The organism is Duganella aceris, from assembly GCF_011090165.1.
Taxonomy (GTDB): Bacteria; Pseudomonadota; Gammaproteobacteria; order Burkholderiales; family Burkholderiaceae_D; genus Rugamonas; species Rugamonas aceris.
On record NZ_JAADJT010000003.1, the window covers coordinates 398,380 to 413,174 of the forward strand.

General features: G+C 66.8%; 10 protein-coding genes. 4 read left to right on the plus strand and 6 right to left on the minus strand.

The genetic code is table 11. The features are described 5' to 3' along the window. Positions 1-161: 161 nt before the first annotated feature. From GW587_RS09020 to moeA, 3 genes are all read left to right on the plus strand, one after another. Entirely contained in the window at positions 162-3,230 is a 3,069-nt protein-coding gene (locus tag GW587_RS09020; protein WP_166101284.1) for an Rne/Rng family ribonuclease, read from the plus strand. 145 nt (positions 3,231-3,375) lie between these two features. Beyond that, positions 3,376-4,485, plus strand: coding sequence for a GTP 3',8-cyclase MoaA (moaA, locus tag GW587_RS09025; protein ID WP_166101287.1), 1,110 nt, complete (start codon positions 3,376-3,378; stop codon positions 4,483-4,485). A gap of 8 nt (positions 4,486-4,493) precedes the next feature. Beyond that, on the plus strand, positions 4,494-6,386 hold the full coding sequence (gene moeA / locus GW587_RS09030) for a molybdopterin molybdotransferase MoeA (protein WP_308495379.1): 1,893 nt from the start codon (positions 4,494-4,496) through the stop codon (positions 6,384-6,386). On the opposite strand, the gene GW587_RS09035 is transcribed toward moeA, so the two are convergent. The 6 genes from GW587_RS09035 to cqsA all read right to left on the minus strand — a co-directional run bounded on the left by GW587_RS09035 (position 6,366) and on the right by cqsA (position 13,339). Beyond that, positions 6,366-7,505 carry an MFS transporter gene (locus tag GW587_RS09035; protein ID WP_267878043.1) on the minus strand — a complete coding sequence of 380 codons (1,140 nt, stop codon included), beginning with the start codon at positions 7,503-7,505 and terminating at the stop codon, positions 6,366-6,368. The two genes, moeA and GW587_RS09035, sit on opposite strands and share 21 nt — an antisense overlap. A 10-nt stretch (positions 7,506-7,515) precedes the next feature. Continuing rightward, entirely contained in the window at positions 7,516-8,298 is a 783-nt protein-coding gene (locus GW587_RS09040) for a DeoR/GlpR family DNA-binding transcription regulator (RefSeq protein WP_166101296.1), read from the minus strand. Positions 8,299-8,363: 65 nt separating this feature from the next. After that, complete coding sequence (locus tag GW587_RS09045) at positions 8,364-10,316, minus strand: acyl CoA:acetate/3-ketoacid CoA transferase (RefSeq protein ID WP_207393397.1); 1,953 nt, start codon at positions 10,314-10,316, stop codon at positions 8,364-8,366. A 15-nt stretch (positions 10,317-10,331) separates the two neighbouring features. Continuing rightward, entirely contained in the window at positions 10,332-11,645 is a 1,314-nt protein-coding gene (locus GW587_RS09050) for a DNA recombination protein RmuC (protein WP_166101299.1), read from the minus strand. 4 nt (positions 11,646-11,649) lie between these two features. After that, entirely contained in the window at positions 11,650-12,048 is a 399-nt protein-coding gene (locus GW587_RS09055; protein ID WP_166101301.1) for a group II truncated hemoglobin, read from the minus strand. A 31-nt stretch (positions 12,049-12,079) separates the two neighbouring features. Then, positions 12,080-13,339 carry an alpha-hydroxyketone-type quorum-sensing autoinducer synthase gene (gene cqsA / locus GW587_RS09060; protein ID WP_166101303.1) on the minus strand — a complete coding sequence of 420 codons (1,260 nt, stop codon included), beginning with the start codon at positions 13,337-13,339 and terminating at the stop codon, positions 12,080-12,082. Between the two features lie 168 nt (positions 13,340-13,507). On the opposite strand from cqsA, the gene GW587_RS09065 reads away from it, so the two are divergent. Then, complete coding sequence (locus tag GW587_RS09065) at positions 13,508-14,794, plus strand: sensor histidine kinase (RefSeq protein ID WP_166101307.1); 1,287 nt, start codon at positions 13,508-13,510, stop codon at positions 14,792-14,794. Position 14,795: the final 1 nt, after the last annotated feature.

The following is a 14,795-nucleotide window of genomic DNA, read 5'->3' on the forward strand; positions in this document are numbered from 1 at the left end:
CCTCATGCGCCCAGTTGCCGGCGCGGCGAATCCGCCGCGCTCGCGCACAGGATGGGCATACCCACCGCAATCACCCGATTCTCGCGTATATCCCTGTACCTACGCCGCTTGGCCCCGCCGGGCGGCACAGAGATGACCTACGGGTCGCGGAGTTAATAAAAATGAAACGCATGTTGTTTAATGCTACGCAGCAAGAAGAACTGCGCGTGGCGATCGTCGATGGTCAGAAACTGATCGATATCGACATCGAAACCGCCGGTCGCGAACAGCGCAAATCCAACATCTACAAAGGCGTGATCACCCGCATCGAACCGTCGCTCGAAGCTTGCTTCGTCAGCTACGGCGAAGATCGTCACGGTTTTCTGCCGTTTAAAGAAGTAGCACGCACTTACTTCCGTGAAGGCGTCGATGTCCGCACCGCCTCCGTGAAGGAAGCGCTGCGCGAAGGCCAGGAAATCATGGTCCAGGTGGAAAAGGAAGAGCGCGGCAACAAAGGCGCCGCCCTGACCTCCTTCGTCTCGCTGGCCGGCCGTTATCTGGTCTTGATGCCTAACAACCCACGCGGCGGTGGCGTGTCCCGCCGTGTCGAAGGTGAAGAGCGCCAGGAACTGCGCGAAACCATGGACAAGCTGGACCTGCCGCCAGGCATGTCGGTCATCGCCCGCACCGCCGGCATCGGCCGCAACGTCGACGAGCTGCAGTGGGACTTGAATTACCTGATGCAACTCTGGCGCGCGATCGAAGGCGCGGGCAAGTCGGCTTCCGGCGCATTCCTGATCTACCAGGAATCGTCGCTGGTGATCCGCGCCATTCGCGATTACTTCCAGCCCGATATCGGCGAGATCCTGATCGATACCGACGATATCTACGAACAAGCGCACCAGTTCATGAGCCACGTGATGCCCGACATGGTGCATCGCGTCAAGCGCTATAGCGACGACGTGCCGCTGTTCTCGCGCTTCCAGATCGAACACCAGATCGAAACCGCCTACAGCCGCACCGTGCCGCTGCCATCGGGCGGCGCCATCGTCATCGACCACACCGAAGCGCTGGTCTCGGTCGACGTCAACTCGGCCCGCGCCACCCGCGGTTCCGACATCGAAACCACCGCCTTCAACACCAACTGCGAAGCGGCCGAAGAAGTGGCCCGCCAACTGCGCCTGCGCGACCTGGGCGGCCTGATCGTGATCGACTTCATCGACATGGAAGTGGCCAAGAACCAGCGCGAAGTCGAGCAACGCCTGAAGGACGCGCTGCACCACGACCGCGCCCGCGTTCAGATGGGCAAGATTTCCCGCTTCGGCCTGATGGAATTGTCGCGCCAGCGCCTGCGCCCTTCGCTGTCCGAAGGTTCGCACGTGACCTGCCCGCGCTGCTCCGGCACCGGCCACATCCGCGATACCGAATCGTCGGCCCTGCAAGTCCTGCGCATCATTCAGGAAGAGGCGATGAAGGAAAATTCGGCCACCATCCACGTGCAAGTGCCGGTGGATGTCGCCGCCTTCCTGCTGAACGAGAAGCGTGGCGAGGTGCTGAAGATCGAGACCCGCCATCGCATCAGCATCATCCTGGTGCCGAACAAGCACCTGGAAACCCCGCATTACAAGCTGGAACGCATCAAGCACGACGATCCACGCCTGGAAGACAGCCAAGCCAGCTACTCGCTGGCCGAGACCGCCGAAACCGACATGGCCTACAGCAAGCGCCAGAAGGAAGAAGCCAAGCCGCGCCAGGAAGCCATGGTCAAGACCATCACCCCTGACCAGCCGGCACCGCTGGTCGAGCGCAAGCCGACCGAAACCGTCATCAAGCCGGCGCCGGCGCCAGTGCCCGCCCCGGCCGAGCAAGGTTTCTTCGCCAAGCTGATCAGCTTCTTCACCGGCGCGCCGGCCGCTCCGGTGCTGCCGCAGCAGCCGACCATCGTGGTCAAGGCGCCGGCCGGCGACCGTGCCGACCGCAACGCCCGTGGCCCGCGTGGCCGCAGCCGTAACGGCAAAGGCGGCCGCGAACGCGACGAACGCGAGCCAGGCGCCGCCCGTCCGGGCCAGGAAGAAGCCAAGGCGGCCGAGACCGGCCGTCCGGCCCGTCCACCGCGTCCACCGCGCGAGCCGCGCGAACCGCGTGAAAACCAGCCGGTCGATGGCCAGGCGCCACGCGAACGCGCGGAACGTCCGGAGCGCGCCGAGCGTCCGGAACGTGGCGAGCGTCCTGAGCGCGCCGAGCGCACTCCGCGTCCACCACGCGAGCCGCGCGGCGACAAAGCCCCGGTCGAAGCCAAGGTTGACGAGCTGGCGTTGAACGTCGGCGTGCCGTCCACCGGTCCGGAGACCGAAGCCGCCATCAGCATCCTCAAAGCCGAGCCGAACGCCGGTCCAGAGGGCGATGACGAAGTCGGCGCGGATGGCGAAGAGCCACGCCGTCGTCGTCGTCGCGGTGGCCGCAACCGCAATCGTCGCGACCGCGAAGGTGTGGAAGGCGAAGCAGGCGAGCAAAGTGAACTGGGCTTCAACGCCGACACCGCAGCGACCGTAGCGGTTGCCGCGACCGGCGAAGCGGCGGTCGACGCACCGGCCGTGGCCGTAGCCGAAGTAGCCCCTGCCGCCGTGCCGGCGGCCGACGCCCCGGCGACGCCGGTGGTGACCGAGGCCCCAGCGGCCGCAGCACCAGCGGTTGAAGCTCCGGTCGTTGCAGCGCCATTGGTTGAAGCACCGGTCGTTGCAGCGCCGGTGGTTGAAGCGCCTGTCGCCGAAGCACCGGTGGCAGCCGCCCAGGTTGCCGAGCCTGTCGCTGTGGTCGCCGAACCGGTCGCCCCGGTCGCCGAACCGGTCGCTGAAGTCGCCGAACCAGCGCCGGCAACCGCCGAAGTCGAGCCAGCTCCGGTCGTCACGGAAGTTGCTGCCGCGCCAGTCGAAGCGGAAGTCGCGGCTCCGGTCGAAGCTCCGGCCGTGGTCGCTGAAGTGGCGGCCCCGGTTGTGGCAGCGCCGGCCCCGGCGCCAGTAGCTGCCGAGCCGGCAGTGGCCGCAGCCCCTGCCCCGGCCCCTGCTGCAGTCGACCTGCAAGCAGTGCTCGGCTCCGCCGGCCTGACGCTGGCCGCCACCGATCCTGCCAAGCTGCGCGCAGCCCAGGAAGCAGCCGCCAAGGTCGCCGCCCCGGTCCGCGTTCCACGCGAACGCAAGCCGTTGCCGCCGCAAGCGGACGAACCTCTGGTTCAGATCGATACCCGCCGCTAATCCGGCCGGGGTAAATCAAAAAAAGGGAAGCTGAGGCTTCCCTTTTTTTATTCTCGAACGGCCGGCCAACGCTCGTGGTATCGTAGCCACCTTGTGAGCCACCTTCCAGGCCGCCGATTTCTATAAAAGCAAGATTTGCATCGCCATGGCAGAAAAAATCATCATGCTGGCCCAGCAGCGCTCCGCCGCGCCAGCCATCCCCTCGATCCTGGAGACACCGACCGGCCTGTTGAGCGATCAGCTGGCGCGGCCGCTGCACGACCTGCGCATTTCGGTCACCGACCGCTGCAACTTCCGCTGCGTCTACTGCATGCCGAAGGCGGTGTTCGACAACGACTACCAATACCTGCCGCACACCTCGCTGCTGTCGTTCGAAGAGATCACCCGGCTGGCGCGCAACTTCATCGCCCACGGCGTCGAGAAGATCCGCCTGACCGGCGGCGAGCCGCTGCTGCGCAAGAACATCGAAAAGCTGGTCGGCATGCTGGCCGAGCTGAAGACCGTCTCCGGCAAGCCGCTCGACCTGACGCTGACCACCAACGCCTCGCTGTTGGCGCGCAAGGCGCAGTCGCTGAAGGACGCCGGACTGCAACGCGTCACCGTCTCGCTCGACGCGATCGACAACACCATCTTCCAGCGCATGAACGACGTCGACTTCGCGGTCGAGGATGTGCTGAACGGGATCGCGGTCGCCAACCAGGTCGGCCTGGGCCCGATCAAGATCAACATGGTGGTCAAGGGCGGTATGAACGACCAGCAGATCCTGCCGATGGCGCGCCACTTCAAGGGCACGCCCTACATCCTGCGCTTCATCGAATACATGGACGTCGGCGCCTCCAACGGCTGGAAGATGGACGAGGTGGTGCCGTCGGCCGAGGTGGTGCGGCGCATCCACCAGGAGATGCCGCTGGAGGCCATCGGCGCCAACTACACCGGCGAGACCGCCGCGCGCTGGCGCTACGTCGATGGCGGCGGCGAAATCGGCGTGATCTCCAGCGTCACCCAGGCGTTCTGCAGCGACTGTTCGCGCGCGCGCCTGTCGACCGAGGGTAAGCTGTACACGTGCCTGTTCGCCAGCAGCGGCCACGATCTGCGCGCGCTGCTGCGCGAGGGCCGCAGCGACCAGGAAATCAGCACCGTGCTGGCCCACTTGTGGCGCGCGCGCGGCGACCGCTATTCGGAACTCCGCACCAGCAACACCGACGGCTTGCAACGCCGCGCCAATAAAGTCGAAATGTCATACATCGGAGGATAGTTTTGTCTTTGAAGAGCAAGGTTACCGGACTGATACTCGCGGGTGGGCGCGGCACCCGCATGGGGCGGGTCGACAAGGGCTTGCAGCCGTTCCAGGGCGCGACGCTGGCGGCGCACGTGCTGCGCCGGCTGGCGCCGCAGGCGGCCGCCGTGGTCGTCAACGCCAACCGCAACTTGCCGCAGTATCAGGCGCTGGCCGGCGTGGCGGCGGTGGTGCCGGATGCGATGGGCGGTTATGAAGGGCCGCTGGCGGGCCTGCAAACCGGCTTGCAGCATTGCGCCACCGAGCTGCTGTTGACGGCGCCTTGCGATTCGCCTTTCCTGCCGCTGGACCTGGCCGAGCGTTTGTACGCGGCGATGCAGGCCGAAGGCGCCGACCTGGCCGTGGCCGTGACCATGGAGAGCGACGAGCAGGATCCCGCCGCCGCGCCGTACCGCCAGCCGCATCCTGTTTTCAGCTTGCTCAAGGCCGATGTGCTGCCGCAGCTGGACGCCTACCTCGCCACCGGCGCGCGCCGCATGGAGGGCTTCTTCAAGACCTTGCGCATGGCCGAAGTGCTGTTCGACGACGCCGACGCCTTCCGCAACATCAACACGCTGCAGGAATTGCAGCGCCACGAGCGCGAACAGACGCCGGCCTCCGCGCCGGGTTTCGGCGGCGATCCGGCGGCGCTGCATGTCGCCGAGGCGCAGCGGCTGATTCGCGAGCGGGTCGCGCCGATCGCCGCCATTGAGCGCCTGCCGCTGCGCGCCGCCCTCGATCGCGTCCTCGCCGAAGACATCATCTCGCCGATCAACGTCCCCGCCTACGACAACTCGGCGATGGACGGCTACGCCCTGCGCGGCGCCGACCTGCCGGCCGAAGGCGCCGCGCCCGTCGTGCTGAAGACCATCGGCATCGCCTACGCAGGCCGCCCGTTCGCGCATGCGCCAAAGGTCGGCGAATGCGTCCGCATCATGACCGGCGCCGCCATCCCGCCCGGTTGCGACAGCGTGATCCCGCAGGAACTTGCGGCCGCCATCGACGGCGACCAGGTCACCATCGCCCACGGCGCGATCCGCAGCGGCGCCAATCTGCGCCGCGCCGGCGAAGACTTGAAAGCCGGCGGCATCGCCATCGCCCAGGGCAAAATCATCCGACCCGCCGACCTGGGCCTGGTCGCCTCGCTCGGCATCGCCGAAGTGGCGGTGCGGCGCAAGCTGCGGGTCGCCTTCTTCTCCACCGGCGACGAACTGCGCTCGCTCGGCGAATGCCTGGACGACGGCTGCGTCTACGACAGCAACCGCTACACGCTGTACGGCATGCTGACGCGCCTCGGCTGCGAAGTGACCGACATGGGCATCGTCCGCGACGACCCGGCCGCACTGGAAGCCGCGCTGCGCGACGCCTGCAAGAACGCCGACGCCATCATCACCTCCGGCGGCGTCTCCGAAGGCGCGGCCGACTACACGCGCGAGATCATGGCGGTCCTCGGCGACGTCGATTTCTGGAAGCTGGCGATGCGCCCCGGCCGCCCGCTCGCCTTCGGCAAGGTGCAGTCCGACGGCGACAGCGCCTGGCTGTTCGGCCTGCCCGGCAATCCGGTCGCGGTGATGGTCTCGTTCTATATGTTCGCCCGGCCGGCGCTGCTGCGCATGATGGGCGCGCAGGTCACGCAGCCGGCGATGCAGGCGCGCGCCACGGAAGCGATCCGCAAGCGCCCCGGCCGCACCGAATACCAGCGCGGCATCGTCGGCACCGGCGCCAACGGCGAAGCGCAAGTACGCCTCACCGGCGCGCAGGGCTCCGGCATCCTGAGCTCGATGACCGAAGCGAACTGCATCGTCGTGCTGCACCACGAACAGGCCAACGTCGCCGCCGGCCAGCTGGTCGACGTGCTGTTATTCGACGGGCTTGTGTAGCGGCGTGCTGGCCGCGATCAGCAGCATGCCGCAGGCCAGGCCGGTGAAGGCCAGATGCAGGCTGGACGCATGGGCGATCAAACCGATCAGCGCCGGCCCTGCCAGGATGCCGGCATAGCCGATGGTGGTGATCGCGCTGATCGCCATGCTGGCCGGCATGTCCTTCTGGTTGCCGGCGGCGGTGAACAGCACCGGCACGATATTCGATGCGCCGAAGCCGATCAGCACAAAGCCCAGCAGCGCCAGCCACGGCGACGACGCCAGCACCACCGCGAAGAATCCCGCCGCCGCACCGAGCCCGCCCAACAGCAGCACCCGCCGTCCGCCCCAGCGCTGGACGATGCGGTCGCCGTTCAAACGGCCGATGGTCATGGCGCAGGCGAAGGCCGCGTAGCCAAGCCCGCCCTGCCCCGCCGACAAGCCGCCGGCGCTGGTGAGGAACACCGCGCTCCAGTCCAGCACCGCCCCTTCGGCCAGGAACACCACGCCGCACAAGGCGCCGATGAAGATCACCGAACCGTGCGGCATCACCAGCATCGGTCCGTCGCGTTCGGCGGCGATCGGCTCGCGCAGCAGATGCGGGCCGGCGCCCAGCAACACCAGCGCGACCGCCACCGCCATCGCCAGCGCGGCCGGTACGATACCCATGCCGGCCCACAGCATCAAGGTCATGCTGCCCGCGCCGACGATGCCGCCCACGCTGAACAAACCGTGAAAGCCCGACATCAGCGAACCGCCGTAGTCCTTTTCAACGATGACGGCCTGGATGTTCATCGCCACGTCCAGCGTGCCGATGGTGGCGCCGAACAGGAACAGCGCCACCGCCAGCGTTGCCGCGCCGGGCGCGATCGCCAGGAACGGGAACACGGCGCAGCAGCCCAGCCCCGACGCCAGCACGATGCGACGGCAACCGAAGCGCGCGGCCAGCGCGCCGGTGACCGGCATTGCCAGCAGCGAGCCGATGCCGAGGCAGAGCAGCAGCAAGCCGAGTTGTCCCTGCTCGACGCCGGCGCGCGCCTGGGCGTAAGGCACCAGCGGCGCCCAGGCCGACATGGCCATGCCTGCGGCCAGGAAGGCCAGGCGCGTGGAGATGCGTTGTTTTAATCCGGTAGTCTTCAAGATAGGCTTTCTAGGAGGCGTCGGCGCGCAGCAGCGTGGCGCCGGCAGCGGCGTAGTCGCCGACGAGTTGTTCATCCACCTGCGCCGGGACGACCAGGTGGGTCAGCTGCGCGATCGGCAGCACCAGGAACGGCGCCACCACGCCCAGCTTGTCGGCGGTGGCGACCACCGCCGTCGCCTTGCTCAGCGCCGCGACGCGGCGCTTGAATTCCGCTTCCTCGAAATCAACCGCCGTCACGCCGGCGTGCAGATCGACGCCGCAGGCGCCGATGAAGTACAGGTCCGGGCGTATCAATTCGATCTCGCGCAGCGCGCTGGGGCCGACGCTGGCGCCGATGCCCGGCTTGATCCGGCCGCCGATCTGGATCAGTTCAAGCTGCGGACGGTCGAGCAGCCGCGCGGCGATCAGCGGCGCGTTGGTGATCACGGTGAGCGGCACCTGCGGCAGCGCTTCGGCGACGGCCAGGTTGCTGGAGCCGGCGTCGAGGAACACCACGCTGCCGGCCTTGATCAAGGTCGAGGCCATGGCCGCGAGCCGCGACTTGTCCGCCGGCTGCCGCGTCGCGCGCTGCACCAGCGTGCCGGTTTCCGGCGACGCGGCGATGCGCACCGCGCCGCCGTACACCTTTTGGCACAGGCCGGCGGCGGCGAGGTCGCGCAGGTCGCGCCGTATCGTGTCTTCGGTGACGTTGAGCGCCTGCGCCAGCTGGGCGGCGATGACGCGGCCGTCGGCCGACAGCTGCGCCAGGATCAGGGCATGACGCTCCTGAAGGAGGAGATTTTCTGTTTTCATGCGATGAAGTGTACATAATCAGCGCACGAATGTAAACAAATACGCTTAAACGCGCACAAATACGTTTATGGCGTGTCCTTCAAGCGCAGCAGCGCCTCGGCGGAATTGGCGAACAAGGCCGCGTCCTTCTCGATACGGCGAAACGCCCGCCCCAGGCTGGCGCGCATGAAGGTGCTGTGCGCGTAGCGCGTCACCTTGCTGTAGTAGCGCTCCGACAGGCCGTTCACCGCCGCCACGTAGTCGTCCAGCAGATCGGGCACGATAGAGAAATTATCATAGTTGATCACCGCCGGCACCTTGCGGCCCAGCGGCGCCAGGCGCTCCGACACCAGCGCGCAGATCCGCTCAATGGTGGCGGCGTCGCCCACCTCGAAGCCCTCGAAGTTCACGAAGAACAGTTCCTGCTGCGCGTCGTACACCAACCGCTGCTCCAGCGGCAGCGCCAGGAAATCAGCGCGCCAGTTCATCGCCGACGGCGAGAAGATGCGCGCGTCCATCAGCTTCAGCTCAGCGCTGACCAGCGGCTTGAAATCCATCTGCGCCAGCACGTCGCGCTCGACGTCCACGCCGGGCGCGATTTCGACCAGCTCCAGCCCCGACATGCCGCCGTCCAGCACCAGCCGGAACACGCAGCGCTCGGTCACGAACAACGCCTCCTGCCCGCGCCGCGCCGCATATTCTCCGCTGTAGGTGCGGTGCTCGACCTCGTTGATGAATTTGCGGGTCGCGCCCTTGTCCGCCGTGAAGGTGCCGACAAACACCACCTTGCGCGCGTTCTGGCTGATGTTGATGAAGCCGCCGGCGCCGGCCAGCTTGCTGCCGAATTTGCTGACGTTCAGGTTGCCGTGCCGGTCAGCCTGCGCCAGGCCGAGGATGGCCACGTCCAGGCCGCCGCCGTCGTAAAAGTCGAACTGGTACGGCTGGTCGATGATCGCGTCGGCGTTGGTGGCGGCGCCGAAGTTCAGCCCCGCCGCCGGCATGCCGCCGATCACGCCCGGTTCCGCCGTCAGCGTGACCAGGTCCAGCAGCTTCTCCTCCGCCGCGACCGCCGCCACGCCCTCCGGCATGCCGATGCCGAGGTTGACGACGTTGTTCGGCCGCAGCTCCATCAAGGCGCGGCGCGCGATGATCTTGCGCGCCGACAGCGGCATCGGCGCCACCGCCGACAAGGGCACCCGCACTTCGCCGGAAAAGGCCGGGCTGTATGGCTCGGCGAAGGTCTGCATGTGGTACTCGGGTTTTTCCGCCACCACCACGCAGTCGACCAGGATGCCGGGGATCTTGACCTGGCGCGGGTTGAGCGTGCCGCGCTCGGCGATGCGTTCCACCTGCACGATGACGATGCCGCCGGAGTTGTGCGCCGCCATCGCGATCGCCAGCGCTTCCAAGGTCAGCGCCTCGCGCTCCATGGTGACGTTGCCGTTGGCGTCGGCGGTGGTGCCGCGGATGATCCCGACGTGCACCGGCTGCGATTTGTAGAACAGGTATTCCTTGCCGCCGAGCGTGATCAGCTCGACCAGCTCCTCGGTGGTGCGGTCGTTGATCTTGCCGCCGCCGTGGCGCGGATCGACGAAGGTGCCCAGGCCGACGTGGGTCAGCAGCCCGGGCTTGCCGGCCGCCGTGTCGCGGAACAATTGGCTGATGACGCCCTGCGGCAGGTTGTAGGCTTCCGCCTTGCCGTTGATCGCCAGCTGTTGCAGCTTCGGCGCGAGGCTCCAATGGCCGCCGATGATGCGCTTCAGCAGACCCTCGTGGCCGAAGTGATTCAGGCCGCGATCCTTGCCGTCGCCCTGCCCAGCGGCGTAGATCAAGGTCAGGTCGCGCGGATGGGCGTCGGCGAGAAAGCGCCGCTCCAGCGCCACCGCGATGTTCTCCGCGAAGCCGACGCCGACAAAACCGCCGGTGGCGATGGTGTCGCCGTCGTGGATCAATCCGACCGCGTCGGCCGCGCTGACGATCTTGTTTCGCTGGACGGCCGGCATGCCGACGGAAGAAAAATCAAGGCTACGTCCAGGCATGGCAAACTCCGTTAATTAGTCTGTATCCAGATCGCTCTTGTCCAGCGCCGGGCCAAGCAGCAGCTGCGCCGCTTCGCTCGGCAAGGCCTCCACCGATTTCAGCTTGCGCGCCATCTGGCGGCTGCGGGTCTCGGCGGTTTCGATATTCTTGGCGGCGCGTTCCAGCGTCATCTTGGTCGCCGCCAGCACGTCGCCGAATTTGCCGAACTCGGTCTTCACCGCGCCCAGCACCTGCCACACTTCCGACGAGCGCTTTTCCAGCGCCAGGGTGCGGAAGCCCATCTGCAAACTGTTCAGCAGCGCCGACAAGGTCGACGGCCCCGCGACGCTGATGCGGTGCACCCGCTGCAGATCGTCGGCCAGCCCCGGCCTGCGCATCACTTCCGCGTACAGCCCCTCGGTCGGCAGGAACAGGATCGCGAAGTCGGTCGTGTGCGGCGGCGACACATACTTCTCGGAGATGGTCTTGGCTTCGACCCGCACCGCGCGTTCCAGTTCGCGTCCGGCCAGCGCCACGCCGTCGGCGTCGGCACGATCGGCGGCGTCTAGCAGGCGCTCGTACTGCTCCTTCGGGAACTTGGCGTCGATCGGCATCCACACCGGCGCGCCGCCTTCCGTCTGGCCCGGCAGCTTGAGCGCGAACTCCACCCGCGCGCCGCTGCCGGCGATGGTCTCGACGTTCTTGGCGTACTGCTCCGGCGTCAACACCTGCTCCAGCAGCATCTCCAGCTGCACCTCGCCCCAGGTCCCGCGCGTCTTGACGTTGGTCAGCACGCGCTTCAAGTCGCCGACGCCCAGCGCCAGCTGCTGCATCTCGCCCAGGCCCTGGTGCACCCGTTCCAGCCGTTCCGACACTTGCTGGAACGATGCGCTCAGGCGCGCCTCCAAGGTCGCATGCAGTTTCTCGTCGACGGTCTTGCGCATCTCCTCCAGCCGCGCGCCGTTGTCGGCTTGCAGATCCTTGATCTTCGCCTCCAGCGTCGCCCGCACCTCCTGCATGCGCTGCGCGTTCGACTCGGTCAGCCGCGCCAGTTGCTGGTTCATGCTGTCGGCGAACTGCGTCAGGCTGCGCGCCTGCTCGTTGCGCCCCACCATGCCCTGCGCCTCCAGCTGGCGGCGCATGCCTTCGAACTGCTGCACCGTCGCCGCGTGCGTCGCTTGCGCCGTGGTCTGCAGCTGCACCCGCACCTCGCGCTCGACGCGCTCGATGCGCTCGGCCAGCCCGATCTCGTCGGCGCCGCCACGGCGGTTGCGCAGCAACGCCAGCGCCTGCAACACGATCACCACCGCCAGCGCCGCCAGCAACACCAAAAACTCGATCTGGCTCATGGCGTCAATCCGGCTTGTTGCGCATCCAGTCGGCGGTTTGATAGAAAGATTCCATCAACCGCAACCGCAGCGCCTCGTCGATGCCGACATCCTCCATCGCCCACGCCATCGCACGCAACCACTGGTCGCGCTCCTGGGTGCCGATGGCGAACGGCATGTGCCGCATGCGCAGGCGCGGATGGCCGTGCGCTTCCACGTACACGTCCGGACCGCCCATCCAGCCGGTCAAAAACATGAACAGCCGCTCGCGCGCATGGTCCAGCGACGGACCGTGCACGGAGCGCAGCAGCGTGAACTCGGCCTCCAGTTCCATCAGATCATAAAAACGGTCGACCATCTCGCGCACGCGCGATTCGCCGCCGATAACTTCATAGAGTGTTCGGGATTCAGTCATAGCCACCATGATAGCGTACCGGCCGGCGAAACGCGGCGGCCTACACCAACGCCAGGCGGCGCAGGCGCCGCGTCGACGACCAGTTCTCCAGGTCGACCTGGTCGCGGATGGCGGCGCAGGCCGCGACGATGCGCGCCAGTTGCACTTCATCCAGTCCGGCGTTCAGGGTCAGGCGCACCAGCGAACGGTTTTTCGGCGTGGCCGGCGCGCAAAACATGGCGCCGTAGACGCCGTGCTTCTCCAGCAGCTTGCGCAGCGCCAGCGTCTTCGGCTCAGGACCGGGCTCCAGCGCGATGATCTGTTCGCTGCCGTCGCCGACGTTGTAACCCAGCGCGCTCAACGCCGCCCGCAGCCTGCCCGCGTGCGCGTGCAGGCTGGCGCGGCGCGCGTCGGCCGCCGCCACGAAATCGATCGCCGCGTCGAACCACGCCAGCTCGTGCCCCAGCATGCACGAGCTGAAGATCGCCGGCCGCGATTCCGACAGGAAGTAACCCTTGAAGCGGCTGGAACAGGTGATGATGCCGGCCCGTCCGGCGAAGGCCTTGGCCAGCGAGGCGGTGCGGAAATGCACCCGGTCGCTCAGGCCCAGTTGCGCCACCAGCCCGGCGCCGCGCGGGCCGTGCGTGCCCAGCGAATGCGATTCGTCGACGATCAACAGGCAATCGCCGCGTTCCGCGATCTCCACCAGCTCCGCCAACGGCGCCAGGCTGCCGTTGGTGCTGTACAGCGCGTCGACCACGATCAGGCCGCGCCCATGACGCTGCAACTGCTTGCGCAAATGCTCCATGTCGTTGTGCAGGAAGGACACCGGCGTCGCTCCGGCCGACTGCACGCCCTCCCACAGCGAGGCGTGCGCCTGCATGTCGAGATACACCGGAATCCCCGGCGCGGCCAGCGTCTGCACCAGCCCGACGTTGGCGGCCCAGCCGGATTGCGCCAGCACCGCATCCTGCGCGCCCATGAAGCGCGCGAACTTGCGCTCCAGCCGGTGCTGCGCGCTGCCCTCCTGCAGGTAGACCGCCGACATCAGCATCTCGCCCTTGCTGCGCCGCAGCGCATCGATCTGCGCGCCCACCAGCGCCGGCTCGCCCGCCAGGCTCAGGTAATCGTTACCGGCCAGAAAAATCGCCCCGGACGGCGTCGGCTGCCAGGCGTGTGGATGCTCACCGCCCAATAGTCGCTCGATGCGGGTGACGTAGTGTTCATCCATACGACGGGTAACATAATCCGGCATGTTGTGCTCGGCCGGGTGGAAGGCAACGCGGGCATCGGCTTGATTTTGCGCAATTGCGTACGACATGGTTTTCTCCTTGGTGTGTTTGGAAAGGTTGTTTTTTTATGAATGCAGTCCCACCTTGACGCCAAAAATTCAAACAGAGATTGATGCGGATCAACTACCGATTTGATATCGCGAAGCGTGCGGCCGATTGAGTCCATGATTGCAACTTGACCAAAATCAAATTTCACCATGAGGCATCCGCTGCACGACCGCTGGAAACGCTGGCAGAACGGACTGGTCCAATCTCTGCTGCTGTATCACGGCCGTGAGGACCATGCGACGGTGCGCGTGCTGCTGCTGGCATCGATCGGCACGGTCGGCATGCCGCTGTACTACGTGATCTGGCAGCACTTCTTTCCGCAGGAGTACGAGACGCTGTCGCTGCGGATGCTGGGCATCCTGTTGTGCGCGCTCGGCCTGTTCGCCCACCAGTTCAGCCGCCGCATGCTGAACCTGTACCTGCTGGTCACGCTCAGCTACATCTTCCCGTTCTTCTTCACCTTCATGTTCCTGATGAACCACGCCTCGGGCGTGTGGGGCGAGTCGCTGCTGATCGGGTTGGTGGTGCTGTTCCATTTCGACACCGGCCTGGCGCTGCGCGCCTACCTGATCGGCACCACGCTGGCCTGCCTGGCCGTGACCGCGCTGGGCGAAGGCGCCACCATCGTCAGCAAGCCGGCCTTGCAGCAGTTGCCGATCCACTGGTTCACCATCGCCGCGCTGTCGGCGGCCAAGATCAGCCGCCACGTGCTGGCGCAGGAAAAGCTGGCCGGCCTGGGCGCGGGACTGGCCACCGTGGCGCACGAGTTGCGCACGCCGCTGACCAGCGTCGACGCCAATGTGCGCGGCCTGCAGCGGATGTTTTCCGACGGCGCCGGACGCCCCGCGACCGCCGAGGACCGGCTCAGCACCGTCGACGCGCTGGCGCGGATCCAGTTCGAGGTGCGGCATATGAACCATATGATCGACCTGTTCCTGCTCAGCGCCACGGCGGTGCGGCAGAACCTGCGGCCGGTGGAATCGGTATCGATGGAAGCGGTGGTGGAGGCGGTGCTGAAGCGCTACCCGTTTTCCAGCGCGACCCAGCAAAGGATGGTGACGCTGGAGATGCGGCGCAATTTTCATTTCGCCGGCCAGACCGAGTTGTCGGTGGTATTGCTCTTGAACCTGCTGCGCAACGCGCTGAAGGCGGTGCAGCGCGCCGGCAAGGGCCGGGTGCGCATCGTCGTCGATGGCGGCCGCAGTCCGCCGCGCCTGCTGTTCATCGACACCGGCTGCGGCGTGCCGGCGCAGCAGAAGGCGCTGATCTTCCGCCGCTTCTTTTCCTACCCGCCGCACAACGGCGCCGGCATCGGCCTGGCGCTATGCCAGGAGATCATGCAGGCGTGGAACGCCACCATCCGTTGCGTCTCGCGCGAAAGCGCCTACGCCATTTTTGTGCTGGAATTTCCCCAGCATCCGACCCTACCGAGGTAAG